The sequence below is a fragment of the Paracoccus sp. NSM genome (assembly GCF_052379855.1).
Lineage (GTDB): Bacteria > Pseudomonadota > Alphaproteobacteria > Rhodobacterales > Rhodobacteraceae > Paracoccus.
In genome coordinates, this window is sequence record NZ_JBQTCG010000015.1 from 16005 (window position 1) to 41654 (window position 25650).

The window sequence follows — 25650 nt, forward strand, 5'->3', positions numbered from 1 at the left end:
CATGCCACAGGAAGTCCTGCGCTTCGGCGTTCTGGCCATCCGCCGCCCCCCGGTCACGCGATGGGGCGCGGGTGAATTGCGGCCGACCGCCCTTTTGATGCCCGAACCCGAGACGCCTGCGAACACGCTGCTGATGACCGAGGATGGCGTCGAGACCTGGTATCTGGGCGGGCGCGATCTGATCCTGTGGTCGGGCGATACCGGGCATCACCGCGACAATCTGCAATCCGGGCGGCCCTCGATCTGGGTCGCGCTGCGCGGCGCCGATCCCGCCCGGACGCAGCTTGTCTGCCTGACCGCCGATCCCTACGAGGGCGAGGGGCTTGCCTCGGATCTGGACCTGATCGTGGCGGCGGTGCCGATGCCGCAGGCCGTTCAGGCGATGATCGAGGACTTTGTGGCGACCCATCACGTCGAGATGCCCTTCAAGAAGCGCAGGCGTCTGCCGAACGATCCCAACGCATTGATCACGCGCGCGCCGCGCGTGCTGCACCCCGAGGATTCGTGGCAGGCGCGCAAGGGCAAGGGGCCGGACCTGTGACCGACGAGGATGACGGCTTTCTGTCGCGCTGGTCGCGCCGCAAGCGCAAGGCCAGGGCCGCACCCGAGCCCCAGCCTGAACCGCAGCCCGAAGCCCAGCCCGAAGCCGCACCCGTCGAACCCGAAACCCTGTCCGACGAGGAACTGGCCGCCCTGCCGCGTATCGAGGACCTGACCGAGGGCAGCGATATCCGCGCCTTTCTGCGGGCCGGCGTGCCCGCCGCGCTGAAGAACGCGGCGCTCAGGCGGGTCTGGATGCTGACGCCGGCGATTCGCGATTACCGCGATCCGGCGGTCGATTATGCTTGGGACTGGAACACGCCGGGCGGTGTTCCGGGCGATGGTTGCGCCCCCGCGCCGGAACGCGCGGCGCAGATGCTGCGCGATCTGCTTGATCCTCCGAAGCCGCAGGCCGAGGCCTTGCCCGAGACCGAACCTGCAGACGAGACCACTATTGCCGAGGCCTCCCCCAAGGTCGCAGCAGCGCCCGAAGATCGAGCCCCGTCCCGGCAGGACGCCTCTGCCCCGCCCGCGTTTTCCGACGATGACGCGCCCGCCCCGCAGCCCCCGCGCAGGCATGGCGGCGCATTGCCGACCTGACGCAGCGACACCTTCGCCGCGGCGTTGACGGCCGCCCCGGCCGAGACCATTCGTCGCAAGGGGCAGGCGTGCCGGATTGTGTGGACAGAATTGCGGCAATCCGGTAACTTTTGCATCTCGTTGCATATCATTGCAGCGATTGGGGAAATGCACAGACATGACAGACAGCCAGCCCGCGACGGGGCCAGCTATCGAGGGAACGGACCGCGCCCGTGGCGATCAGTATCGCTTTCTGGCGACACTTCTTTCTGCTGCGCCTTCGCAAGACCTGCTGATCGGAATTGCCGGCCTGTCCGGCGATGCGACGGCGTTCGGGCAGGCCGTGAACGCGCTGGCCGCCGCGGCGGGGCGCACCGATGCCGCCCAGGTCGAACGCGAGTTCTTTGCCGTCTTCGTGGGCGTCGGACGCGGTGAATTGCTGCCCTATGGAAGCTTTTACCAGACCGGGTTCCTGAACGAACGCCCGCTGGCCGAGGTCCGCGCCGATCTTGCCCGGCTTGGCGTCGCGCGGGCCGAGGGTCGGTTCGAGCCCGAGGACCACATCGCCCTGCTGTTCGAGGTGATGGCCGACATGGCGCATGGCCAGATCGCGGTCGGGCCCGACGAACAGGCGGCTTTCTTCGCCCGTCATGTCGCGCCCTGGGCCGGGCAGTTCTTCGACGATCTCGCCGTGGCGCCCAGTGCCCGGTTCTATCGTTCGGTGGCCGAATTGGGCCGCCTGCTTGTCGATATTGAAGCACGCGCCTTTTCGTTGGCCGCGTGATGTTTGGATGATGCTTCGGGCAGGGCAACCTGACCCCGCGCCAGGGAGGGAGAAGAAATGACCAAGGAAAAGGGTAAGGGCACGGGATCCTCGTTGAACCGTCGTGCCTTTTTTGGGGTCGCGGCCACAGGGGCTGCCGCGACGGCCCTGGGTGCGGGATCGGCGATGCCGGCCTTCGCGGAAACCGGCGATGAGCGAACGCGCGCGCGCTATCAGAAGACCGCTCATGTCGAGACCTATTACCGCACCAACCGCTACTATCCCCGGGGGGCCAACTGATGCTGACGAAACGCAGAAACCGTGAAACGGCGGCCACGGGCCGTCTGTCGCAGATGGCGGCATCGGTCGCCGCGAAGCCCCTTGACCGCCGCAGCTTCCTGCGGGCCTCGGGCCTGTCGGTGGGCGGACTTGCGGCGCTTGGCACGCTTGGCGCGGGCATGACCCGCCGGGTCGAGGCCGCGGGCTTCACCGACCTGTCGCAGCCTATCGAGATCAAGACCAACATGTGCACCCATTGTTCGGTCGGCTGCACGGTCAAGGCCGAGGTTCAGAACGGCGTCTGGGTCGGCCAGGAACCGGCCTACAGCAGCCCGATCAACCGCGGCACGCATTGCGCCAAGGGCGCCTCGGTGCGCGAGCTGGTGCATGGCGACCGCCGGATCAAGTATCCGATGAAGAAGGTCGGCGGCGAATGGCAGCGCATCAGCTGGGATCAGGCGCTGGACGAAATTTCGGAGAAGATGACCGAGATCAGGGGCCGTTCGGGCGCGGATTCGGTCTATCTGCTGGGTTCTGCGAAGTTCTCGAACGAGGGCGCCTATCTGTTCCGCAAGTTCGCGGCCTTCTGGGGCACGAACAACGTGGACCATCAGGCGCGCATCTGTCACTCGACCACGGTGGCGGGCGTGGCCAACACCTGGGGCTACGGCGCCCAGACGAACAGCTACAACGACATCCGCAACGCCAAAACCGTCGTCTTCATGGGCTCGAACGCGGCCGAGGCGCATCCCGTCTCGTTGCAGCACATCCTTGAAGGCAAGGAAACGCAGCGCGCCAATGTCGTCGTCTTCGACCCGCGCTTCACCCGCACGGCGGCCCATGCGACCGAATATGTGCGCTTCCGTCCCGGCACCGACATCGCGGTGATCCACGGGATGCTGTGGCACATCTTCGAGAACGGCTGGGAGGACCGGGAATACATCGCCCAACGCGTCTGGGGGATGGATCAGGTCCGCGAGGCCGTCCGCGCCTATCCGCCCGAAGTGGTCGAGCGGATCACGGGTGTCGATGGCGACACGCTGAAGCGCGTGGCTGAACAATTCGCCAAGGAGCGCCCCTCGACGTTCATCTGGTGCATGGGCGGCACGCAGCACACCGTCGGCACGGCGAACGTCCGCGCCTACAACATCCTGCTTCTGGCGACCGGCAATGTCGGCGGCGAAGGGAACGGCGCCAACATCTTCCGCGGCCATTGCAACGTGCAGGGCGCGACCGATTTCGGTTTGGATGTGGGCAACCTGCCTTGCTATTACGGTCTTGGCGCCGGTGCGTGGAAACACTGGGCACGCGTCTGGGACGTGCCTTACGAGTATTTCGTCAGCCGCTTCGACGCGGTGCCCGCCAAGGCTGGCCGCGATGCGCGCACGCCGGAACAGAACATGGAGGTGCCGGGCATCACCTCGACCCGCTGGTTCGACGCCGTGACGATCGACACGGACGAGATCGACCAGCAGGACAACATCAAGGCGATGATCGTCTTCGGTCATGGCGGCAACACCGTTCCGCGGATGCAGGACGCGCAGCGCGGCATGGATGCGCTGGACCTGCTGGTCGTGGCCGACCCGCATCCGACCACCTTCGCGGCCCTGCACTCGCGCACCGACAACACCTATCTGCTGCCGATCTGCACGCAGTTCGAATGCTCGGGCTCGCGCACGGCCTCGAACCGGTCGGTGCAATGGGGTGAGAAGGTCGTCGATCCGATCTTCGAATCCGACAATGATTATGCCGTCATCTACGCCCTGTCGCAGCGCCTGGGCTTCGCCGACGACATGTTCAAGAACTTCGAGATGGTGCAGGGCAAGTTCGGGATGGAGCCCACTCCGGAATCCATCCTGCGCGAGATCAACCGTGGCGGCTGGTCCACCGGCTATACGGGGCAATCGCCCGAACGCCTCAAGGCGCATATGGCCAATCAGGACAAGTTCGACCTGATCACCCTGCGCGCCCTGCCGGATGCCCCCGAGGAAATCCGCGGCGATTACTACGGCCTGCCCTGGCCCTGCTGGGGGACGCCCGAGCTGCGCCACCCGGGGACGCATATCCTCTATAACACCAACCTGCACCCGATGGAGGGCGGCGGCGCCTTCCGTCCGCGCTTCGGGCTCGAGCACGAGGGCCAGACCCTTCTGGCCGAGGGCAGCTGGCCGCGCGGGTCCGAGATCCAGGACGGCTATCCCGAATTCACCTTTGCCCTGCTCGAGCAGCTGGGCTGGGATGGCGACCTGACTGCCCAGGAGCGTGCGACGATCATGCGGATCGGCGGCGACAATCCGGGCGGCGTGTCCTGGTCCACTGACCTGTCGGGCGGCATCCAGCGTGTCGCGCTGGAACATGGCTGCGTGCCCTTCGGCAATGGCAAGGCCCGCGCGGTGGCGTGGAACCTGCCCGACCCGATCCCGGTCCACCGCGAGCCGCTTTATTCGCCGCGCCCCGATCTGGTCGCCGAATACCCGACCCGCGACAACGGTCGCCAGCAGCGGATGCCGAACATCGGCAAGACCGTGCAAGAGGCGAACCTGGCCAACAACGTCCATGACAGCTTCCCGCTGATCCTGACCTCGGGCCGTCTGGTCGAATACGAGGGCGGCGGCGAAGAGACGCGCTCGAACCCGTGGCTTGCGGAATTGCAGCAGGACATGTTCGTCGAGATCAACACCGAGGATGCGGCCGCGCGCGGCATCGTCGATGGCGGCTGGGTCTGGGTGACGGGCGCCGAGGGCGGGTCCAAGGCCCGTGTCAAGGCGATGGTCACCGAACGGGTGGGCAAGGGCGTGGCCTTCATGCCCTTCCACTTCGCCGGCTGGTTCCAGGGCGTCGATCAGCGGGGCAACTACCCGCAGGGCACAGACCCGATCGTGCTGGGGGAATCGGTCAACGTCATCACCACCTATGGTTATGACCCTGTGACCGGCATGCACGAGGGCAAGGTCACGCTTTGCCAGATCGCGGCTGCATAAGGGAGGATGTGAAACATGGCACGAATGAAATTCCTCTGCGACGCTGACCGCTGCATCGAGTGCAACGCCTGCGTCACCGCCTGCAAGAACGAACACGAGGTGCCCTGGGGCATCAACCGCCGCCGGGTCGTCACGATCAATGACGGCCTGCCGGGCGAGCGTTCGGTCTCGATGGCGTGCATGCATTGCACCGACGCGCCCTGCGCCTCGGTCTGCCCGGTGAACTGCTTCTACACCACTGCCGACGGCGTCGTCCTGCACAACAAGGACACCTGCATCGGCTGCGGCTATTGCAGCTTTGCCTGCCCCTTCGGCGCACCCCAATACCCGCAGACCGCCAATTTCGGCACGCGCGGCAAGATGGACAAGTGCACCTATTGCTCGGGCGGCCCCGAGGCGGATCACAGCCAGGCGGAATACGTCAAATACGGCGCGAACCGTCTGGCCGAGGGCAAGCTGCCGCTTTGCGCCGAGATGTGCTCGACCAAGGCGCTTCTGGCGGGCGACGGCGACATCATCGCCGAGATCTACCGCGAGCGCGTCGTGACGCGCGGCTACGGCTCGGGCGCCTGGGGTTGGCGCACGGCTTACGGCGAAACCGTGTCGGTCTGAGGAGAAAACCGATGAGCAATCTTCTCACCCGCTTTTTCGCTGTGCTGTTTCTGGCCATCGGCCTGTCCGGGCCGGCCATGGCGCAGGTCAACCCGACCGCCAGTTCGGTGACCGAGGACCAGCTGTTCGAAAGCCTCGGCACCGCCCCCGTGGCGGGCCGGATCACCATTCCGGATGCTGCCGCAGGCTATCTGATCAAACCGGACAACAAGTCCTGGGCCGCCCTTCAGGCCGAGACGCTGCATCTTCTGGTCGTCGGGCCGATCGTGGCGATCATCGTCCTGCTGGCGCTGTTCTACATGTTCCGGGGCAGGATCCGGGTCGATTCCGGGCTGTCGGGGCGCACCATCCTGCGCTTCAACACGGTCGAGCGGTTCGCGCATTGGACCCTGGCCAGCACCTTCATCATCCTGGCTCTGACCGGGATCAATATCGTGGTCGGGCGCACCCTGATCCTGCCGCTGATCGGCGACGGCGCCTTTGGCACCCTGACCGCCTGGGGCAAGATCGCCCATAACTACCTGGCCTGGCCCTTCATGGTCGCGCTGGCACTCGTCCTGATCCTGTGGATCGCGCACAACATTCCGAACAGCGTGGACTGGCAATGGATCAAACAGGGCGGCGGGCTTCTGAAGAAGGGCGTCCATCCCCCGGCCAAGAAGTTCAATGCCGGGCAGAAGGTCATCTTCTGGGCGGTTATCCTGGGCGGTGCGGCCTTGTCCTTCACCGGCTTCATGATGCTGTTCCCCGCGCAGGCCGGGACGGCCGCAGACTGGCAGTTCTATCAGACGATCCATGCCCTGACCGCTGCCGGCCTGACCGCGGTCATCATCGCGCATATCTACATCGGCTCGGTCGGGATGGAGGGCGCCTTCGACGCCATGGGCTCGGGTGAGGTCGATGAGAACTGGGCGCGCGAGCACCATTCGCTGTGGGTCGAAGAGATCAAGGGCGAAACGGGCAGCGCGGCAGGTCATGCCAAGGCCCATCCCGCCGAATGATGCCTTGAGACAATCCTGACGCACTCCGCCTGCCGGGCGGGGTGCGTCCCCATCCCAGGAAACCGATATGGCCGACCTCACCGACGATATGCTGCGCGACGCATTGTCGGGTCTGTCATTGCCCGATGGCTCGGATCTGCTGGCATCGGGGCGTATCGTCGGCATGGGGATCGTCGGAAATCGCGTGAACCTGTCTATTCAGACCACCCCGGCCGAGGCGCCCTCGCTGGCTGCCCTGCGCGATGCCGCCGAGGCGCGGTTGCGCGGCGTGCCGGGCATCACCAGTGCCTTTGTCGTGCTGACCGCCGAGACGCCCGCTCCGCCTCGGTTGGACGCTCCGAACCCGCAACCGCAGTCCAAGGCCGACCCTCTGGCGCAGGTGCGCCATGTGATCGCCGTGGCTTCGGGCAAGGGCGGCGTGGGCAAGTCCACGACGACGGTGAATCTGGCGCTCGGCATGGCGGCGCAGGGGTTGAAGGTCGGCATCCTCGACGCCGACATCCACGGCCCCAGCCTGCCCACGCTGCTGGGCCTGCACGGCAAGCCGCAGGCCGAGGGACGCAAGCTGCGGCCCATGCAGGCCTATGGCCTGCGCGCCATGTCGATGGGCGTGCTGGTGGATTCGGAAACCGCGATGGTCTGGCGCGGGCCGATGGTCATGTCGGCGATCACGCAGCTGATGGCCGATGTGGAATGGGGCGCGCTGGATGTGCTGCTGGTGGACATGCCCCCCGGCACCGGCGATGCGCAGCTTGCGCTGGCGCAGGGGACGCGGCTGTCGGGCGCGGTGATCGTGTCCACGCCGCAGGACCTGTCGCTGATCGACGCCCGGCGCGGCATCGCCATGTTCCGCAAGGTCGATGTGCCGATCCTGGGCATCGTCGAGAACATGGCACATTTCATCTGCCCCGATTGCGGCAGCCAGCATGCGATCTTTGGCGATGGCGGCGCGCGGGCCGAAGCGACCCGTCTGGGCGTGCCGTTCCTGGGCGCCGTCCCCCTGACGATGGAACTGCGCGCCGCATCCGATGCGGGCCAGCCCATCACCGCCCGCGACCCCGACGGGGTGCTGGGCGCGATCTACCAGCAGATTGCCCGGTCGATCCTGACCGGGCTCAGCCCTGAACGCCGGGCCCTTGGCCCCAACCCATGAGGAGAAACCGATGAAAGCCTTTGCAGCCGCCGTCGTCTTTGCCGTGATCGCCGCCTATGGCGCCAGCTATGTGCTGGATGCCAACTTCCAGAACCCCGCCTACTCCGCCTTTACGACCGAGGGTGCGCGGGTGGACAAGCCCGGCTCGAACTTGCTGAGCAACTGAGCCGATGCGCCTTGCCGCGCTGGCTTTCGCGCTGCTGGCGCTGCCTGTCGCCGCGCAGGATCTCAGCGGGCATGGCGGTCCGGTCAGCGCACTTGATGCAGGCGCGGATGGGGTCGTGTCGGGCGGGTTCGATGGCCGCGTGATCCTGTGGAACGCCGATGACGGCACCGCCGCGCGGATCGAGCATTTCCACAGCGGCAATGTCAGCGCCGTGGCGCTGGTGCCGGGCGGTTTCGCCAGCGCCGGACAGGACGGACGTGTCGCGCTCTGGCGCGCGGGGCAGGACGCCCCGGTCTGGGCCACCCCGTCCGGGGTCGCGCCGGTCACGGTCCTGGCTTACGCCGACGGCGCCCTTGCAGCGGGTTTCGGCGATGGCCGCATCGGCCGGATCGACCTTGCCGATGGCGCCCTGACCACCTTTGACGCACATGACGGGCGGGTCGCGGGGCTGGCCTTCATGGCGGACGGCGCGCTGGTTTCGGTCGGCGCGGATCTGCGCTTTGCCCGATGGGGCGCGGGTGACCGGCTCTTGGCACGCACGGGGCTGCCGGGCCTGCCCAACGGCCTTGCCCGCGCCGGAGACGTGCTGGCCGTGCCCTTCGCCGATGGCAACCTGCAGCTCATGTCGGCAGAGGGCGCGATGCTGCCAGAGCGTTTCCTGACCGACCGCCCGCTGGTTGCGGTGGCCTCGGCGCCGGGCACGGTGGCGGCTGCGGCGGTCGACGGCTCGGTCTGGCTTCTGGATCTGCCCTTTCTGACCAGCCGGGCCGAGGTGCCGGGCGGGGTCGGCCCGGTCTGGGCGCTGGCTTTCGACGAGGATGAGCTGTTCGCCGCCGGGGCGCAGGGCGTGGTCCGGCGCTTTTCACTGGCGGATGGCCGGCCCCTGGGCACCACGCCGCTTGCCGATGCGGGCGCAGGGCAGGACGGCAGCCGCGGCGCCGAGGTCTGGCGGGCCTGCGCGATCTGCCACTCGCTTGCGCCGGGCGATCATTCCCGCGCGGGGCCCAGCCTGCACGGCCTGTTCGGTCGCCAGATCGCCACCGTCGATGGCTTTGCCTTCTCGCCCGCTTTGCGCGACATGGCGATCATCTGGACGCCCGACACCCTGTCGGCCCTGTTCGAGCAAGGCCCCGAAGCCTATACGCCCGGCTCGCGGATGCCCGATCAGCGCATTGCCGATCCCGGCGACCGCGCGGCCTTGGCCGAGTATCTGGCGCAGTTCGCCCCCTGAGGCCACATGACGCCCCCTGTCACAGGGGCTGGCATCGCGCGCCCGGCAGGCTATACCTGACCCCCATCATGCGGGAAGAACCATGACACCGACCTATCCCCTGTTGCCCGACCCGACCCTGCCGCGCCTGACGCGTGCCGTGCGCGGGCTTGATCAGACCGGGGCCGAGATCGAGATCGCCGTGGTCGAGGAACGCCCGCTGACGATCTACTTGAACAGCCAGGAGATCGTCACCGCCATGACGATCGGCGATTACCCGGAATATCTGGCGCTTGGCTTCCTGCGCAATCAGGGGATGCTGCGCGACGATGACGTGGTGACCGGCGTCGATTACGACGAGGATGTCGAGACCGTCGTCGTCCGCACCGCGACCCAAAGCAATTACGAGGAAAAGCTGAAGAAGAAGACCCGCACCAGCGGCTGCGCGGTGGGCACCGTCTTCGGCGACATGATGGAGGGGCTGGAGGGCGTGACCCTGCCCCAGGCCGAAATCCGTACCAGTTGGCTTTACGCCTTGGCGCGCAGCATCAACACGCTGCCCTCGCTTTATCTCAGCGCCGGTGCGATCCATGGCACGGTCCTTTGCCAGCAGGATCGCGTGCTGGTCTATATGGAGGATGTCGGCCGCCACAATGCGGTGGACAAGGTGGCGGGCTTCATGCTGCGCCATGACGTGCCTGCGGCGGACAAGATCCTTTACACGACGGGCCGGCTGACATCCGAGATGGTGATCAAGACGGCGATGATGGGGATACCGGTTCTGGCCTCGCGCTCGGGGTTCACCGCATGGGGCGTCGAGATCGCGCAGCAATTGGGCCTGACGCTGATCGGCCGGATGCGCGGGCAGCGCTTTGTCTGCCTGTCGGGCGAGGGGCGGCTGATCCGCGACGCCGATCTCGCGCATATCCCCGACGAGGATCGTAGGCATCGCCGCAAGGGGGCCGAGGAATGATCGCGGGCATCGTTCTGGCGGGCGGGCGCGCCACGCGGATGGGCGGCGGCGACAAGGGCCTGCTGCAGGTGGGCGGGAAGCGACTGATCGACCATGTGATCGACCGGCTGACGCCTCAGGTGGGCGCGATGGCGATCAACGCCAATGGCGATCCCGCGCGCCTGTCGGAATTCGGCCTGCCGGTCCTGCCCGACAGCCTGCCGGACCATCCCGGCCCCTTGGCGGGGGTGTTGGCGGGGCTGGACTGGGCGGCCGGGCAGGGCGCCGATGCCATCGTGACCGCCGCCGCCGACACGCCCTTTTTCCCGCGCGATCTGGCGGCGCGTCTGGTGGCCCATGCGGGTCCGTCTGGCCTCTGCCTCGCGGGCAGCCCGGACCAGACGGGCAAGCTGCGCCGTCACCCGACCTTTGGTCTCTGGCCTGTCGCGCTGCGCGATGACCTGCGCGCCGCGCTGACGGGGGGCCTGCGCAAGATCGTCCTGTGGACCGACGGGCATGGCGCGGGTCTGGCCGCGTTCGACAGCCTGCCCTTCGATCCGTTCTTCAACGTCAACACGCCCGAGGATATCGCCCGGGCCAACGCGCTGGCCCCGCAGGCATGAGGGTTTACGGCATCACCGGCTGGAAGAATACCGGCAAGACCACGCTGACCGAACGGCTGGTTGCGCATTTCACGGCTCAGGGCCTGCGCGTCTCGACCGTCAAGCACGCCCACCACGACACCGAGATCGACCATCCCGGCCGCGACAGCTTTCGCCATCGGCAGGCGGGCGCGGGCCAGGTCATCGTCGCCTCGCCCGCCCGTTGGGCCGTGATGACGGAGCTGCGCGGCGCGGCCGAACCGCCTCTGGCCGATCTGCTGGCGCATCTGGCGCCCTGCGATCTTGTCCTGGTCGAGGGCTACAAGCGCGCCCCCCATCCCAAGATCGAAGCCCATCGCGCCGCCACGGGCCGCGCTTTGCTGGCGCCCGAGAACCCGACGATCCGGGCCGTCGCCTCGGACAGCGCGCCCCAGATCGCGCTGCCGCTTTTCGATCTGGACGACATTCCCGCCATCGCCGCCTTCATCCGATCCGAGGTGAACCTATGAGCCTGACCCCGCCCCGTCTGCGCAACGATGCCTTTGCGATGCCGCAGGGGGTGGATTGGCTGCCGGTGGACGAGGCTCTGGCGCGGCTGCGCGCGGCGCTGCATGCCGTGACCGCCACCGAGGAACTGCCCACCGCGCAGGCCGTGGGGCGCGTGCTGGCCGCCCCCGCGATCGCGATGCGGTCGAACCCACCCATGGCCAATGCGGCGGTGGATGGCTACGGCTTTGCCCATGCGGCGACGGGCGAGGGCGTGCAGAATCTGCCCTTGGCGCAGGGGCGCGCGGCGGCGGGGCAGCCCTTTGACGGCACGCTGCAGATGGGTCAGGCGCTGCGGATCCTGACCGGCGCGATCCTGCCCCCCGGCGTCGATACCGTCGTGATGCAGGAGGACTGCGCGACCGACGGCACCACATTGGCCTTTGACGGGCCGGTCAAGCGTGGCGCGAACACGCGCAAGGCCGGCGAGGATCTGGCCGAGGGCGCCGAGGCCCTGCCCAAGGGACGCCGCATTGGCCCGGCCGATGTCGCCCTGCTGACCGCGCTTGGCGTCGCGCGGGTGCAGGTGCATCGGCGCCTGCGGGTCGCGGTCCTGTCCACGGGTGACGAATTGCTGTCCGACCCGTCGCGCGCCGCCTTGCCGCACCAGATCTATGACGCGAACCGCCCGATGCTGCTGGCCCTGGCCGAAGGCTGGGGCTTCGAGCCGGTCGATCTGGGCCTTGCCCCCGATGATCCGGCCCAGATCGCCGCCCGGCTGGACGAGGGCGCTGCGCGGGCCGATGTGATCCTGACCTCGGGCGGTGCCTCGGCGGGGGACGAGGACCACGTCTCGCGGTTGCTGCGCGATCAGGGCACGCTGACCAGTTGGCGCATCGCGATCAAGCCGGGCCGCCCGCTGGCGCTGGCCCTGTGGCAGGGCGTGCCGGTCTTTGGCCTGCCGGGCAACCCGGTCGCGGCCTATACCTGCGCGCTGGTCTTTGCGCGCCCTGCGCTGTCGCTGCTGTCGGGTGCGGGCTGGACGGCGCCGCAGGCCTTCACCGTGCCTGCCAGCTTCTCCAAGCGGAAAAAGGCAGGCCGCCGCGAATTCCTGCGCGCGCGGCTGGACGCCGAGGGCCGCGCCGAGGTGTTCCAGTCCGAAGGCTCGGGCCGGATTTCGGGGCTGTCATGGGGGACGGGCTTCGTGGAACTGCCCGACGAGGCCTGCGAGATCGGCCCCGGCGATCCGGTGCGCTTCCTGCCCTATGCCTTGTTCGGGGTAATGCAGGGCGCGGCGGGCTAAGCAGCCTTAGCCGTTCCACAGCACCTTGCCCAGATCGGTCAGGTCGTAGCCGCCCAGATGTTCGGCCCGGCGGGCAAAACCGTCCGAGCGCGCAAAGGCCAGCAGCCTCTGGACGGGCGGCTCGAAATAGTCGCGCCGGGTCATCGCCAGATCGAAGCCTTCATCCGTGACCAGCGGCAGAAAACCCAAGCGCCCGGCCACGGCCTGAAGGCCAAGGCCCAGATCGGCCTCGCCCGTCTCGATCAGCGCGGCCAGATCGGCGTGCGTCTCGGTCGGGCGGTCCGCGATGGTCAGGTCGGCCATGGTCAGCCCTTCGCGCGATAGCAGCATCTCGAACAGCCGCGTCGATCCGGCGCCCCCGGCGCGCGTCGCAACGCGCAATCCGCGCGCTGCCGCGTCCTTCAGCCCGGTGATGCCTAGTGGATTCCCGGCCCCGACGATCAGCCCCTGCACCCGCCGCGCCCAATGGATCAGGACATGCGACGTGCCGGGCAGATGGGCACGGGCGGCAGCGATGTTCCATTCGCCCGTATCGGGGTCGATCAGGTGGAACCCCGCCAGAACCGCGCGCCCCGCCGCCAGGTCTTCAAGCCCCCGGACGGACCCGCGCGCCAGCACCGCCAGCCCGCTGCCCGATTGCCTGAGCGCCCATTCGAGCAACGGATCGTTCGAGCCCGCATAGATCGGTGGCGCGGCGGCAATCCCTGCCGCGGGCAGTTCGGTCTGCGCCTCAAGCCAGGCATCGACCAGACGGCGGGGGAACAGCAGCTTACCGGTGACGCGGCTGAACGGAATCGTCTGCCGCGCGACCATCTCGTAGATCGTGCGTTCTTTGACGCGCAGGTAATCGGCGACCTCTGCCGTCGTCATCAACGGCGATGCAGGGCCTTCGGAAGCGGCGCGAACCGGGTGACTCTCGTGCATTATGATGCAAACTCCTGCAAAACTTCCGCGTTTGAGTTGCTGCTGATTTTCTGCTCTTTTCCACAGATCCATGCAAGGAATCTCTGTGGACGGGCCTTTCGCAACTGCCTTGACTTTGATCGCCAGCGGCGATGACGCGCTGATGCAGATCATCGGCCTGTCGCTGCGCGTCACGCTGAGCGCGGTGGCGATTGCCTGCGTGATCGGCCTGCCCCTTGGGGCGGTGCTGGCGCTGGCACGGTTTCCGGGGCGCGGCGCGGTGATCGTGGCCTTCAACGCGCTGATGGGACTGCCGCCGGTCGTGGCGGGGCTGGTCGTCTATCTGACCCTCTCGCGGTCGGGGCCGCTTGGACCTCTGGCGCTGCTCTTCACGCCGACGGCGATGGTCATCGCGCAGACGCTGCTGATCCTGCCCATCGTCATCTCTCTGACCCGGTCCGTGGTCGAAGATCTGTGGGCCGAATACCGCGAACAGCTTCTGTCGCTCGGGGCGGGGCGGGCGCGGGCTGTGCCGACGCTGCTTTGGGACGGGCGCGTGTCGCTGCTGACCGGGGTGCTGGCCGGGTTCGGTCGCGCCAGCGCCGAGGTGGGCGCCGTGCTGATCGTCGGCGGCAACATCGCGGGGCATACCCGGACCATGACGACCGCGATCACGCTTGAGACCAGCCGCGGCAATCTGGGGCTGGCGGTCGCGCTTGGGATCATCCTGCTGACGCTGACGCTGACGCTGAACGCGCTGGCCTGGGGGGCCGGGCAATGGGCGCGGGGGCGGCTGGGATGAGCGCGTCGATCCTGCCCCTGTCGCTTGAGGACGTGACCTATGCGCCGGGCGGTGTGGCATTGCTGTCGGGCATCACGCTGCGGATCGAGGCCGGACGGCGCCTGATCGTGATGGGCGCGAACGGCGCGGGCAAAAGCCTGTTCCTGCGGCTCTGCCACGGGTTGATCGACCCCAGTGCGGGCCGCCGCCTCTGGGCCAGCGGCGAGGCGCGGCCCGAAGCGCAGGCCATGGTCTTTCAACGCCCCGTCCTGCTGCGCCGATCCGTGGCGGCCAATCTGGATTACCCGCTGGCGCTGCGGGGCCTGACGCGCGCGGCCCGGCACGAGGCCGTTTCCCTGACGCTGGACCGTTTCGGCCTGTCCGCGATGGCGGATCGCCCCGCGCGGCTTTTGTCGGGGGGCGAACAGCAGCGCCTTGCGCTGGCCCGCGCATGGGCGATGCGCCCGCAGGTGCTGTTTCTGGACGAGCCGTCCTCGGCGCTGGACCCCTCGGCCACCCGCATCATCGAAGAGATGGTGGCGCAATTCTCGGATGCCGGGATCACCATCGTCATGACCACACATAATCTGGGGCAGGCTCGCCGCCTCGGGCAGGACGTGGCCTTCCTGCATCGCGGCCGCCTGATCGAACATCGCCCGGCCGCCGACTTCTTCGCGGGGCCCGAAACCCCCGAGGCCCGCGCATTTCTCGCGGGCGATCTGATCTGGTAATCGCAAAGGGGAGAAAGCGAACCATGACCCATACCCGCCGTTTCATCCTGTCGGCCGTGTCTGCCTTGGGGCTTCTGGCCGCGCTGCCTGCCGCCGCGCAGGATTTCATCACCGTCGCCTCGACCACCTCGACCGAGAATTCGGGCCTGTTCGGGCATATCCTGCCGATCTTTCAGGCCGAGACCGGGATCGAGGTGCGCGTCGTTTCGCAGGGGACCGGGCAGGCGCTGGAAACCGGGCGCCGGGGCGATGCCGATGTGGTCTTCGTCCATGCCCGCGCCCAGGAACAGGCCTTCGTGGCCGAGGGCTACGGGGTCGAGCGTTTCGACGTGATGTACAACGATTTCGTCATCGTCGGCCCCGGTGACGACCCCGCCCGCCTGCGCGAAGCCCCCGACGCCGCCGCCGCGATGGCGGCCATTGCCGGGGCGGGCGCGTCCTTCGCCTCGCGCGGGGATGACAGCGGCACCCATGTCGCGGAAAAGGCCCTGTGGTCCGCTGCGGGGATCGAGCCTGCGGGCGAATGGTATCTGTCCACCGGCTCGGGGATGGGGGCGACGCTGAACACGGCCTCGCAGGTGCCGGCCTATGCGCTGACCGATCGCGGCACCTGGCTCAGCTTTGACAATCGCGGCCCGCTCGAGATCGTCCATCAGGGCGACCCGGCGCTGTTCAACCCCTATGGCATCATCCTTGTGAACCCCGAGAAACATCCGCATATCAAGGCCGAACAGGGGCAGGCCTTCATCGACTGGATCATCTCGGATGCGGGACAGGCGGCCATCGCGGGCTTCACCATCGGCGGCGAGCAGCTGTTCTTTCCAAGCGCCCGCGACGAGTGAGCGCAAGGCGGGCACTGGTCAAGGCGCCTGACCAAGGCTAGGTCTTGGACATGACGCAACTTGTGCCCGTTTCCAGCCCCTTGCAGCAGGCTCTGGCCGGGCTGCCCCCCGTTGCGCCTGAGCGGGTGGCTTTGGCCCCGGGTGCTGTCTTGGCCGAAGACTTGTTCTTTCCCACCGACCTGCCCGCCCGCGCGGTCGCCCTGCGCGAGGGGGTGGGCGTGGTCGCCTCGGATCTGATGGGCGCCAGCCCGCAGATGCCCCTGCCCATCGCCGGGGCACTTCTGCGTCCGGGCGATGCGCTGGCGCCCGGCCAGAACGCGGTCCTGCCGCCCGACGCCATCGGCCCCGGCCCCGCGGCCCTGCGCGAGGTTCAGCCGGGCGAGGGCATCCGCCGCGCAGGCCATGACGGGCGGTGCGGCGATCCGATCGCCCGCGCGGGCGAAAGGCTGACCGCGCGCATCCTGCTTGTCGCGCGGCTCGCGGGGCTGGATCAGGCCCTGCTGCGGCGTCCACGCGTTCAGCTGGCGTTGGATTGCCCCGATCTGGCCGGTTTCGCTGCCCATTGGGCGCGGGCGCAGGGCGCGCTGGTCGTGGCCGCGCAGCCCGATCTGCTGTTGCGGGTCGCCGCGTCTCACAGGCCGCGTCTGGCGCTGGCACCGGGCGAGGCCGGCTGGATCGCGCGCGACGATGCGGGGCTGGTCATCGATCTGCCGCCGCGCTTTGACTCGGCGCTGGCGGTCCTGCTGGCGCTTGCCCAGCCCGCACTGGCGGCGCTGTCGGGTAGTGCGCTGCCGCAGCGCCCCGTGGTGCTGACGCGCAAGATCGCCTCGGCCATCGGGCAGACCGAGCTGGTCCTTCTGCGCCCCGATCCCGAAGGCTGGCACCCTTTTGCCGCGGGGCTGGTCACGCTGTCGGCCCTGTCGCAGGCGCGTGCCTATGCGTTGATCCCGCCCGAGATCGAGGGCTATCCCGCCGGGGCCACGATCCCCGCTTATCCGCTTGACCCTGAACAGGATTTCGCATGACCGCCGATCAGACCCAGTTCCTGCGCATCCTGTCGCGAGATGAGGCCGAGACGGCCTTTTGGGACGCCCTGCGCCCGGCCCCCCTGCGGTCCGAGACCGTTTCCCTGACCGATCTGGCGGGCCGCGTTCTGGCGCGCGACGTGACGGCGGGGGTCGATGCGCCGCCCTTTGACCGGTCCACCGTGGACGGCTTTGCGCTGCGCGCCGCCGATCTGGCCGAAGTCTCGGCCGCCGAACCGCTGCGCCTGACGCTTAACCCCGAAACCATCGCCTGCGGCATCCAGCCCGCGCTGGTCGTCGCGCCCGGCACGGCGACACCCATCGCGACGGGCGGCCCGATCCCGCGCGGAGCCGATGCGGTGGTGATGATTGAACATACCGAGCCCGCCCCGGACGGGATCATGGTCGCGCGCGCGTTGGCGCCGGGATCGAACATCGCCTTTGCCGGGTCCGACATCGCGCGGGGACAGGTGGTGCTGCGGCGCGGGGCGGTCATCGGCTCGCGCGAGGTGGCGATGCTGGCGGCGGTCGGCATAGGCGCGGCCGAGGTCTGGCGGCGCCCGCGCATCGCGGTCCTTTCGACCGGGGACGAACTGGTGCAGCCCGGCCAGCTTCTGCGCCCGGCGGCGATCTACGATTCCAACGGCCCTGTCATCGTGGCGGCCCTGCGCGAAAGCGGCTGCGACGCGGTGCATCTGGGCGCCCTGCCGGACGAGGCCGGGGCGCTGGAGGCTGCCGTGCGCGCGGCCCATGACGCGCATGACGGGCTGATCCTGTCCGGGGGCACCTCCAAGGGGGCGGGCGATCTGACGGTCAAGGTGATCGAGGGCTTGGGCGATCCGGGCATCGTCGCGCATGGCGTCGCGCTGAAGCCGGGCAAGCCGCTCTGCCTTGCGGTCTGCGGCGGCAAGCCGGTCGTGGTGCTGCCGGGGTTTCCGACCTCGGCCATGTTCACCTTTCACGAACTGGTCGCCCCGGCCTTGCGCGCGATGGCAGGCCTGCCGCGCGAGAATGCGGCGCAGGTCACGGCGCATCTGCCGCTGCGGCTGGCGTCGGATTTCGGGCGCACCGAGTTCGCGATGGTCGCCCTGACGCATGGTCCGGAGGGGCTGGTCGCGCATCCGGTCTCGAAAGGGTCTGGCGCGGTCACGGCCTTTGCCGAGGCCGACGGCTTCGTGACCATCCCCGCCTTGGCCGACCACTTGCCCGAGGGCACCGAGGCGCGTGTGACGCTGTTCACCCCCGGCATCACCGCGCCCGCTCTGGCGATCATCGGCAGCCATTGCACCGGGCTTGATGCGGTAGTGGGCGCGCTGTCCGGGCAGGGGATCGTGCCGCGCCTTCTGGCGACCGGATCGCATGGCGGGCTTGCGGCCCTGCGGCGGCGGGCTTGCGACATCGCGCCGATCCATCTTCTGGACCCCGCGACCGGCATCTATAACGCGCCTTTCCTGGATCAGGGGATGCGGCTTTTGCCCGGTTGGCGGCGGATGCAGGGGATCGTGCACCGCAAGGGCGACCCGAGGGCCAAGGGATCGCCCGACGCCATCCTGGCCGCGTTTCTTGCCGACCCTGACGCGCTGATGGTGAACCGCAACCAGGGGTCCGGCACGCGGGTGTTGACGGATCGCCTGCTCGGCGGCGCAAGGCCCGGCGGCTACTGGAACCAGCCCGCTTCGCATAATGCGGTGGCGGCGGCTGTGGCGCAGGGCCGGGCCGATTGGGGAATCGCCATCGCCCCGGTGGCCGAGGCGCTGGATCTGGGCTTTGCCCCCCTGGCCGAAGAACATTACGACTTTGCGCTGTGGTCCGACCCGCGCGACCCGGGCGCCATCGCCGCCTTCGAAGAGGCTCTGGCCGCCAGTGCCGAGGCGCTGATCGGTCTGGGCTTCACCCCTGCGGCGCGGTGAGCCCTTGCCAGCGCCCCGATCATGGGGCGATGCTGCCCAAGGGGAAAGCGGAGGGGCGGATGCTTGGATTTCTGGTGAATGACGGGCAGGGCGGTCTGGACGCGCTGCTGGGCGATGCCGCCACGCGATTGGGGGCGGATGGCCTGCGTGTCGCGGGCGCCTTGCAGCAGAACCAAGAGGTCGCGCCGGATCGGCCCTGCCGGATGATGCTGGCGGTTCTGGGCTCGGACCGTGTCGTCGCGATCTCGCAGGATCTGGGCCGCGATGCGACGGGCTGCCGGCTGGACCCGCAAGGGCTGGCCGAGGCCGTGGCCCTTGTCGAGGCCGGCATGGCGCGCGCCGCGCCCGATCTGCTGATCGTCAACAAGTTCGGCAAGTCCGAGGCCGAGGGGCGCGGCTTTCGCGACCTGATCGGCAAGGCGCTGGCGGACGGCATCCCGGTCCTGACCACGGTATCGGCGATCCAACGCGCCGCGTTTCTGGATTTCGCCGGGGACATGGCGTCGGAACTGCCCGCCGAATTGCAGGCGATCACGGCATGGCATTCCGCCCTGCGCGCCGTGCAGGCCTAGGCGTCGGGCGCGCGGCCCGGACCGCAGCGGATCACGAAGATGCGGGCCTGTCCGCCTTCGGTTTCTTCGGTGGTGACAAGCTCGTGCCCGGCCTCGGCGCAGAAATGCGGCACGTCGATCACCGCCGCCGGGTCGGTCGCGACCAGCCGCAGCAGGCTGCCCGGCGCCATGGCCTTGAGACGCTTGCGCGCCTTCAGCACGGGCAGAGGGCAGAGAAGCCCCGTCGTATCAAGCGTTTCGGTCTGAGGTGACATTGGTGCGCCGTCCCTGTGGTCTTGCATCAAGCCTAGCGGCCGGGGCGCATCGCGGCAAGCGCGGGCCTTTGGTCCGGACCGGGCGGCGCGGGCCGCCCGGTCCTGATTCAGATGCGCCCTTCCTCGACCGCGTGGCAGGCGGCGGCCTGCACCCCGCGCCGCGTCAGGCCCGGGATCTCGGTCCGGCAGCGGTCATTGGCAAAGGGGCAGCGCGGGTGAAAGGGACAGCCCGGCGGCGGGTCGATGGGCGAGGGGATCTCGCCCTCGACTTTTTTACGGCGGCGGCCGGTCATCTCGATATCGGGCACCGCGTCCAGCAGCATCCGCGTATAGGGGTGCTGGGGGGTCGCGAACAGCGCCTCGGCCTCGCCCACCTCGGCCAGACGACCAAGGTAGAGAACGCCGATTTCGTCCGCCATGTGCCGCACGACCTGAAGGTTGTGCGAGATGAACACATAGGTCAGCCCGAATTCGTCCTGCAGGTCCTTCATCAGGTTCAGGATCTGCGCCTGCACCGACACGTCCAGCGCGCTCGTCGGCTCGTCGCAGACGATGAATTCGGGCTTGGCGGCCAGCGCCCGCGCGATGGCGATGCGCTGGCGCTGCCCGCCGGAAAACTGGTGCGGGAACTTCAGCCCGTCCTCGGGCGAGAGGCCGACGAGGGTCAGCAGTTCCCCCACCCGCATCCGCCGCGCCCGGTCGTTCATGCCGCGCTCGAACACGCGCAGGGGTTCGGCGATGATGTCCGTCACCCGCCAGCGCGGGTTCAGGCTGGCCAGCGGGTCCTGAAAGATCATCTGGAACCGGCGGCGCAGGCGGCGCGCCTCGGCGCCCCGCAGACCGCGGGCCAGCGAGGTGCCGTCAAAGACGATCTCGCCCTCGGTCGGCTCCAGCAGGCCGACGATCAGGCGGGCGATGGTGGATTTGCCCGAACCGCTTTCGCCCACCAGCGCAAAGGTCTTGCCCTTGGCGACGGTGAAGCTGACATCCTTGACCGCGTTGACATAGACCTTGTCCTTGCCCTCGATCTTGCGGTTCAGCCAGGGGGCCGAGACGTCGAAGCGCCGCGACAGGTTGCGGACGTCCAGAAGGGTGTCGCTCATGCTTCGGTGACCTCCGGGTAAAGCCAGCAGGCGGCGCGGCGGCCGGGTTCGATCTCGGACGCGTCGGGCCGGTGGGTGCGGCACTTGTCGAAGACCTTGGGACAGCGCGGGTTGAAGGCGCAGCCCTGCGGGATCGCGTTCAGGCGCGGCATCGAGCCGGGGATATGCACCAGCCGGTCAAGGTTCTCGCCCAGCTTCGGGATCGCGCCCATCAGCCCCTGCGAATAGGGGTGCTTGGCGTCCTTGATGACGCTTGCCACGGGGCCAAGCTCGGCCAGGCGCCCGGCATACATCACCGCCACGCGGTCGGCGGTTTCGGCAATCACCCCCATGTCATGCGTGACCAGCATGATCGCGGCGCCGCGCTCGGCGCAGATTTCCTTCATCACGTCGATGATCTGGGCCTGCACAGACACATCCAGCGCGGTTGTCGGCTCGTCCGCGATCACCACCTCGGGGTCTGCGCAGAGCGCCAGCGCGATCACCACGCGCTGCCGCATCCCGCCCGAGAACTGGTGCGGGTAATCGTCGATCCGCCGTGCCGCATCCGGGATGCCCACATCGTCCAGCAGCTTCACGGCGCGCTTGCGGGCGTCAGCCTCGGACAGCGGCAGGTGCGTGCGGATCGTCTCGATCAACTGGCGCGAGATGCGGTAGAGCGGATTGAGCGAGGTCAGCGGGTCCTGGAAGATCATGCCGATCCGGCGGCCCCGGATCTTGCGCATCTCGTCGGGCGCAAGATTGTCGATGCGTTTGTCGCCCAGCCAGATCTCGCCGCGGGCGATGCGGCCGGGCGGGTCGATCAGGCCGATGATGGCGGCGCCGGTCATCGACTTGCCGGCACCGCTTTCGCCGACCATGCCCAGCACCTCGCCGGGCATGATGTCAAAGGTGATGTCCTCGACAGCGGTCAGAAGGCCGCGCCTTGTGGGAAACTCGACCGTGAGGCCTCGGACGGAAAGAACGGGTTTTGTCATGGCCTCACCGCAGCTTGGGGTTCAGCGCGTCGCGCAGCCAGTCGCCCAGGAGGTTCACCGAAAGCGCCAGCAGGATCAGCGTCAGCGCCGGGAACAGAAGGATCCACCACTCGCCCGAGAACAGGAACTGCTGCCCGATGCGGATCAGCGTGCCAAGCGAGGGCTGGGTCGGCGGAACGCCCACGCCGAGGAAGGACAACGTCGCTTCTTCGATGATCGCGAGCGCGAGGCCGATGGTGCCGATGACCAGCACGGGGCCAAGGACGTTGGGCAGGACGTGGCGCAGCAGGATCAGGAAGGGATGCACCCCCATGATCCGCGCGGCCGAGACGTAGTCCTTTTGCCGTTCGACCATCGTGGCGCCGCGCACGGTGCGGGCGAACTGCGCCCAGTTCGACAGGCCGATGGCGATGATCAGGACCCAGATCGCCATGCTCTCTTGCTGGTTCGCGGGGATCAGGCCGCGCGCAATGCCGAAGATCAGCAGCGCGATCAGGATGCCGGGAAAGGACAGCTGGATATCGGCGATGCGCATGATGATGCCGTCGATCATCCCGCCATTATAGCCCGCCACCAGCCCAAGCGTGACGCCAAGCGTGATCGCAAAGGCCGTCGCCATCGCGCCCACGAACAGGCTGATGCGGCTGCCATACATGATCGAGGACAGCACGTCCCGGCCCTGATTGTCGGTGCCCAGCAGGTAGCTGTTTCCGGTGAACTGGTTTTCCGTCATCGGCGGGGTGAAGCCGTCCATCAGGTTCAGGCTGGCCGGATTGAACGGATTGTGCGGCGCGATCCAGGGTGCAAGCACCGCTATCAGAATCAGCGACAACGCGACGATGGTCGCCACCACCGTCACGGGCGAACGGCGCCAGGAATAGAAGATGTCGCTGTCCAGCGCGGCTTTCAGCCTGCCTTGGGGCTTGGGCGGCACGATGGGCGCGGCCTTGCCTTGGGTTGGGTGTGTCATGGGTTACTTCCCGTTTCCGGCATCGACGCGCAGGCGCGGGTCGACGACGTAATAAAGAATATCGACGATCAGGTTGATCAGCACGAAGACCAGCGCGATGAACATGAGGTAAGCGGCCATCACCGGCACATCGACCACCTGCACCGACACGATGAACAGCGATCCGACGCCGGGCCACTGAAAGACTGTCTCGGTCACGATGGCGAAGGCGATGACCGAGCCCAGCTGAAGGCCGGTGATGGTGATGACCGGGACCAGCGTGTTCTTCAGCGCATGGCCGAAATGGATCGCCCGCTGCGACAGCCCGCGCGCGCGGGCAAAGCGGATGTATTCGGTCCGCAGCACCTCCAGCATCTCGGCGCGCACAAGGCGCATGATCAGCGTCAGCTGGAACAGCGACAGCGTGATCGCGGGCAGCACCAGCGAGCGGAGGCCGCTTTCCGTCAGAAGCCCGGTGCGCCAAGCGCCGATCTGCACCGTGTCGCCCCGCCCGAACGAGGGGAACCAGCCCAGCTCGACCGCGAAGATGTAGATGAGGCCGATCCCGATCAGGAAGGTCGGCAGCGACACCCCGATCAGCGAGACGGCCATGATGAAACCGGTCAGGAAGCTTTTCGGCTTCAGCGCGGTGAAGACGCCGAGCGTCAGGCCGAAGACCATCGCGATGGTGGCCGAGGCGAAGGCCAGTTCCAGCGTTGCGGGCAGGCGCGACAGGATCAGTTCCGTCACCGGCTGTTGCAGACGATACGAGATCCCGAATTCGCCCTGCAGCGCGTTGCCGATGAAGCGCAGGAATTGCCAGATGACCGGGTCGTTGAGGCCCAGCCGGTCGCGCATGATCTCTTGATCCTCCAGCCGCGTCTCGACGCCGACCATGCTGGCGATGGGATCGCCGACATAGCGAAAGACGATGAAGGCGATCAGCGCCACGAACAGCATGACCAGCACCGATTGCGCCAGCCTGCGGATGATGAAGGCCAGCATGGCCATATCCTCTCGAAATAGGGAAACGCCGCGCTCGGGAGATTCCCGAACGCGGCGGTCCGTCAGGTCGTCAGATCACTCGGAGATGGTCAGGCTGGTCAGCAGCGGCTGGTTTTCCGGGTGAACCGGCAGGGTCAGCCCGTCCCGCATCGCATAGGCCAGCACCTGGTTGTGGATCGGCAGCAGCACGCGGTCCTCTTTCACGACCTGCCAGATCTCGGCGACGGTGGCGTCGCGGACCTCCATGTCGGTCTCGGTGCCGAGCGACCTGATCTTTTCGTCCAGCTCGGGGTTCGAATAGAGCCCGCCGTTATAGGCGCCGTAGCTGCCATCCTTGGTGTGGACCAGATCGTTGAACACATAGGCGGAATCAAAGGTCGGAACGCCCCAGCCCAGCAGGTAGAAGTCGGTCGTGTTCGACGTCACCAGCGGCGAATGCTGCGCGACCGGGCGCGAGGCCAGCGTCACATTGATGCCGATGCGGCCCAGCATGGCGACGACGGCCTGGCTGATCGCCTCGTCGTTGACATAGCGGTTGTTGGGCGTGTCCAGCGTGACGGTGAAGCCGTTTTCATAGCCCGCCTCGGTCATCAGCTCCTGCGCGCGTTCCAGATCGACCGCCGGATAGGCGTTCAGTTCCTCGGTCCAGCCGGCGACAAAGGGCGGGTTCGCAACGCCCGTCGGGATCGCCTGACCGCGCATCACGACCTGCGCGATCGCGTCGCGGTCGATCGCAAGCTCCATCGCCTCGCGCACGCGCGGGTCGTTGAAGGGGTTGGCGTCGGTGACGTTCGACGAGGCCAGCGGTTCCTCGCCGAAGCGGTAGCCGAAATAGATCACCCGGTTTTCCGGGCCGGTCTCGATCTTGATGCCCTGGGTGTTCTGCAGGCGGTCGATGTCCTGCACCGGCACGTCCTGCACCAGATCCACCTCGCCCGACAGCAGCGCCGCGATGCGGGTCGCGTTGTCGGCGATGGGCAGATAGATGATCTCGGTCACGGCCGGGGTTTCCTCGGCCCAGTGGTTCTCGTTCAGGGTCAGGACCGAACGGACATCCACCTCGCGCGATTGCAGGATATAGGGGCCGGTGCCGTTGGTGTTGCGGACGGCGAAATTGTCCTCGCCCGCGGCGTAGTCCTGCACCTCGACCACGTCATTGGCCTCGGACCATTCGCGGTCCATGATGAAGGTGTTGGTGAGGTTGTTGGGATAAAGCGGCGAGGGGCCGGTCATCTGCACCTCGACGGTCAGGTCGTCCACGGCGCGCACCTCGGCCACCTCGACATGCAGCTGGCGCATGTTCGAGGTCTCGGACCGGGCGCGGTCCAGCGAGAAGACCACGTCATCGGCGGTGAAGGCCGCGCCGTCATGGAAGGTCACGCCCTCGCGCAGCTTGAAGATCCAGACGGTCGGGTCGTCTTCCTTGAGCGTCCATTCGGTCGCCAGCCGAGGCTGCAGGTTGCCCTCGACATCGCGGTCCACCAGCGTTTCGTAGATGTGGTGGGCGAAGTTGTGCGTGACGCCCTGGTTCTGCGAATGCGGGTCCAGCGTCAGCGCGTCCGAGGCACGCGCCCAACGGATCGTCTCGGCCGAGGCGGCGCCGGCAAGGATCGACGTGGACAGCAGCGCGATGCCGAGGCGTGTGGTCACCTTTTTCATGGCTTGTCTCCCTGAATGTTCTGAAAGGCCGCGTCGGGCGCAGCCACTGCAGACACAGAAGCCTATACCAAACGGCTGTTCAATTAAATTTTGACCGGTCGGACAGGTTTCTTGCGAAAGCCGCGCTGTTCAAGGCGATACGGGATCAGGTCGCCTCGCAATGCCGGGTCTGCGTTTTGGTCGGCGTCGATCCGAAAACGGCGCGTCGTGAGCGGCCGTCCGCCAATTCGGGGATTCGCAAGGCCATGCAGAAGATCGCGTCGCTACGCCAGAGGTCTCGGCTATCGGCAGATCGGCCTGCTGCAGGGGGAG

27 protein-coding genes and 1 pseudogene are annotated in these 25650 nt (G+C 67.8%); 21 read left to right on the forward strand and 7 right to left on the reverse strand.

From position 1 onward, the window contains the following. Window position 1 precedes the first annotated feature (1 nt). From ACTZWU_RS15290 to ACTZWU_RS15355, 14 genes are all read left to right on the forward strand, one after another. Window positions 2-541 carry a DUF3305 domain-containing protein gene (locus ACTZWU_RS15290; RefSeq protein ID WP_444738228.1) on the forward strand — a complete coding sequence of 180 codons (540 nt, stop codon included), beginning with the start codon at window positions 2-4 and terminating at the stop codon, window positions 539-541. Then, entirely contained in the window at window positions 538-1140 is a 603-nt protein-coding gene (locus tag ACTZWU_RS15295; RefSeq protein WP_444738229.1) for a DUF3306 domain-containing protein, read from the forward strand. The genes ACTZWU_RS15290 and ACTZWU_RS15295 overlap by 4 nt, the downstream gene beginning before the upstream one ends. Window positions 1141-1297: 157 nt before the next feature. Then, window positions 1298-1903 (forward strand): TorD/DmsD family molecular chaperone, encoded by a 606-nt coding sequence (locus ACTZWU_RS15300; protein ID WP_444738230.1) that lies wholly within the window; start codon window positions 1298-1300, stop codon window positions 1901-1903. Window positions 1904-1960: 57 nt separating this feature from the next. Then, window positions 1961-2182, forward strand: a complete 222-nt coding sequence (locus ACTZWU_RS15305; protein ID WP_444738231.1) for a hypothetical protein — start codon at window positions 1961-1963, stop codon at window positions 2180-2182. After that, window positions 2182-5142, forward strand: coding sequence for a formate dehydrogenase subunit alpha (locus tag ACTZWU_RS15310; RefSeq protein ID WP_444738232.1), 2961 nt, complete (start codon window positions 2182-2184; stop codon window positions 5140-5142). The genes ACTZWU_RS15305 and ACTZWU_RS15310 overlap by 1 nt, the downstream gene beginning before the upstream one ends. Window positions 5143-5157: 15 nt before the next feature. Then, window positions 5158-5754 carry a formate dehydrogenase FDH3 subunit beta gene (gene fdh3B / locus ACTZWU_RS15315; protein ID WP_219831545.1) on the forward strand — a complete coding sequence of 199 codons (597 nt, stop codon included), beginning with the start codon at window positions 5158-5160 and terminating at the stop codon, window positions 5752-5754. Window positions 5755-5765: 11 nt separating this feature from the next. Further along, window positions 5766-6755, forward strand: coding sequence for a formate dehydrogenase subunit gamma (locus ACTZWU_RS15320; RefSeq protein WP_444738233.1), 990 nt, complete (start codon window positions 5766-5768; stop codon window positions 6753-6755). Window positions 6756-6822: 67 nt separating this feature from the next. Further along, a complete protein-coding gene (locus tag ACTZWU_RS15325; RefSeq protein WP_444738234.1) occupies window positions 6823-7908 on the forward strand; it encodes an Mrp/NBP35 family ATP-binding protein in 1086 nt (361 codons plus the stop codon). A gap of 10 nt (window positions 7909-7918) precedes the next feature. Beyond that, window positions 7919-8074, forward strand: a complete 156-nt coding sequence (locus tag ACTZWU_RS15330; protein WP_444738235.1) for a hypothetical protein — start codon at window positions 7919-7921, stop codon at window positions 8072-8074. Between the two features lie 4 nt (window positions 8075-8078). Next, the gene (locus tag ACTZWU_RS15335) at window positions 8079-9305 is read left to right on the forward strand and encodes a c-type cytochrome (RefSeq protein ID WP_444738236.1); all 1227 of its coding nucleotides are present in this window, start codon (window positions 8079-8081) and stop codon (window positions 9303-9305) included. A gap of 82 nt (window positions 9306-9387) precedes the next feature. Next, window positions 9388-10257, forward strand: a complete 870-nt coding sequence (locus ACTZWU_RS15340) for a formate dehydrogenase accessory sulfurtransferase FdhD (protein WP_444738237.1) — start codon at window positions 9388-9390, stop codon at window positions 10255-10257. Next, entirely contained in the window at window positions 10254-10859 is a 606-nt protein-coding gene (gene mobA, locus ACTZWU_RS15345; RefSeq protein WP_444738238.1) for a molybdenum cofactor guanylyltransferase MobA, read from the forward strand. The genes ACTZWU_RS15340 and mobA overlap by 4 nt, the downstream gene beginning before the upstream one ends. Next, entirely contained in the window at window positions 10856-11347 is a 492-nt protein-coding gene (gene mobB / locus ACTZWU_RS15350) for a molybdopterin-guanine dinucleotide biosynthesis protein B (RefSeq protein ID WP_444738239.1), read from the forward strand. Before mobA ends, mobB begins: the two co-directional genes overlap by 4 nt. After that, complete coding sequence (locus ACTZWU_RS15355) at window positions 11344-12627, forward strand: molybdopterin-binding protein (RefSeq protein WP_444738240.1); 1284 nt, start codon at window positions 11344-11346, stop codon at window positions 12625-12627. The genes mobB and ACTZWU_RS15355 overlap by 4 nt, the downstream gene beginning before the upstream one ends. Window positions 12628-12633: 6 nt before the next feature. Here the strand turns inward: ACTZWU_RS15355 and ACTZWU_RS15360 are convergent, their stop codons facing one another. Further along, a complete protein-coding gene (locus tag ACTZWU_RS15360; RefSeq protein WP_444738241.1) occupies window positions 12634-13497 on the reverse strand; it encodes a substrate-binding domain-containing protein in 864 nt (287 codons plus the stop codon). Window positions 13498-13693: 196 nt separating this feature from the next. Here ACTZWU_RS15360 and ACTZWU_RS15365 point away from each other — a divergent pair, with 196 nt between their 5' ends. From ACTZWU_RS15365 to ACTZWU_RS15390, 6 genes are read left to right on the forward strand one after another with little or no spacing between them, the layout of a single operon-like run. After that, the gene (locus ACTZWU_RS15365) at window positions 13694-14332 is read left to right on the forward strand and encodes an ABC transporter permease (protein WP_444738242.1); all 639 of its coding nucleotides are present in this window, start codon (window positions 13694-13696) and stop codon (window positions 14330-14332) included. Continuing rightward, a complete protein-coding gene (locus ACTZWU_RS15370; RefSeq protein ID WP_444738243.1) occupies window positions 14329-15042 on the forward strand; it encodes an ATP-binding cassette domain-containing protein in 714 nt (237 codons plus the stop codon). The genes ACTZWU_RS15365 and ACTZWU_RS15370 overlap by 4 nt, the downstream gene beginning before the upstream one ends. A 23-nt stretch (window positions 15043-15065) precedes the next feature. Further along, window positions 15066-15884, forward strand: a complete 819-nt coding sequence (locus tag ACTZWU_RS15375) for a substrate-binding domain-containing protein (RefSeq protein WP_444738244.1) — start codon at window positions 15066-15068, stop codon at window positions 15882-15884. Window positions 15885-15934: 50 nt separating this feature from the next. Then, window positions 15935-16909 carry a hypothetical protein gene (locus tag ACTZWU_RS15380; protein ID WP_444738245.1) on the forward strand — a complete coding sequence of 325 codons (975 nt, stop codon included), beginning with the start codon at window positions 15935-15937 and terminating at the stop codon, window positions 16907-16909. Further along, complete coding sequence (locus ACTZWU_RS15385; RefSeq protein ID WP_444738246.1) at window positions 16906-18819, forward strand: molybdopterin biosynthesis protein; 1914 nt, start codon at window positions 16906-16908, stop codon at window positions 18817-18819. The genes ACTZWU_RS15380 and ACTZWU_RS15385 overlap by 4 nt, the downstream gene beginning before the upstream one ends. 59 nt (window positions 18820-18878) lie before the next feature. Continuing rightward, a complete protein-coding gene (locus ACTZWU_RS15390) occupies window positions 18879-19391 on the forward strand; it encodes a DUF2478 domain-containing protein (RefSeq protein ID WP_444738247.1) in 513 nt (170 codons plus the stop codon). Here the strand turns inward: ACTZWU_RS15390 and ACTZWU_RS15395 are convergent. The 6 genes from ACTZWU_RS15395 to ACTZWU_RS15420 form a co-directional block, all read right to left on the reverse strand. Further along, complete coding sequence (locus ACTZWU_RS15395; protein WP_444738248.1) at window positions 19388-19645, reverse strand: sulfurtransferase TusA family protein; 258 nt, start codon at window positions 19643-19645, stop codon at window positions 19388-19390. The genes ACTZWU_RS15390 and ACTZWU_RS15395 overlap by 4 nt on opposite strands. A gap of 107 nt (window positions 19646-19752) precedes the next feature. Further along, window positions 19753-20748 carry an ABC transporter ATP-binding protein gene (locus ACTZWU_RS15400; protein ID WP_444738249.1) on the reverse strand — a complete coding sequence of 332 codons (996 nt, stop codon included), beginning with the start codon at window positions 20746-20748 and terminating at the stop codon, window positions 19753-19755. Next, window positions 20745-21725, reverse strand: coding sequence for an ABC transporter ATP-binding protein (locus ACTZWU_RS15405; RefSeq protein ID WP_444738250.1), 981 nt, complete (start codon window positions 21723-21725; stop codon window positions 20745-20747). The genes ACTZWU_RS15400 and ACTZWU_RS15405 overlap by 4 nt, the downstream gene beginning before the upstream one ends. A gap of 4 nt (window positions 21726-21729) precedes the next feature. After that, window positions 21730-22695 carry an ABC transporter permease gene (locus tag ACTZWU_RS15410; protein ID WP_444738251.1) on the reverse strand — a complete coding sequence of 322 codons (966 nt, stop codon included), beginning with the start codon at window positions 22693-22695 and terminating at the stop codon, window positions 21730-21732. A 3-nt stretch (window positions 22696-22698) separates the two neighbouring features. Then, window positions 22699-23679 (reverse strand): ABC transporter permease, encoded by a 981-nt coding sequence (locus ACTZWU_RS15415; RefSeq protein ID WP_444738252.1) that lies wholly within the window; start codon window positions 23677-23679, stop codon window positions 22699-22701. Between the two features lie 75 nt (window positions 23680-23754). After that, complete coding sequence (locus ACTZWU_RS15420; RefSeq protein WP_444738253.1) at window positions 23755-25338, reverse strand: ABC transporter substrate-binding protein; 1584 nt, start codon at window positions 25336-25338, stop codon at window positions 23755-23757. Between the two features lie 140 nt (window positions 25339-25478). On the opposite strand from ACTZWU_RS15420, the pseudogene ACTZWU_RS15425 reads away from it, so the two are divergent. Continuing rightward, window positions 25479-25650, forward strand: a pseudogene (locus tag ACTZWU_RS15425) (IS3 family transposase); the annotation flags it as partial.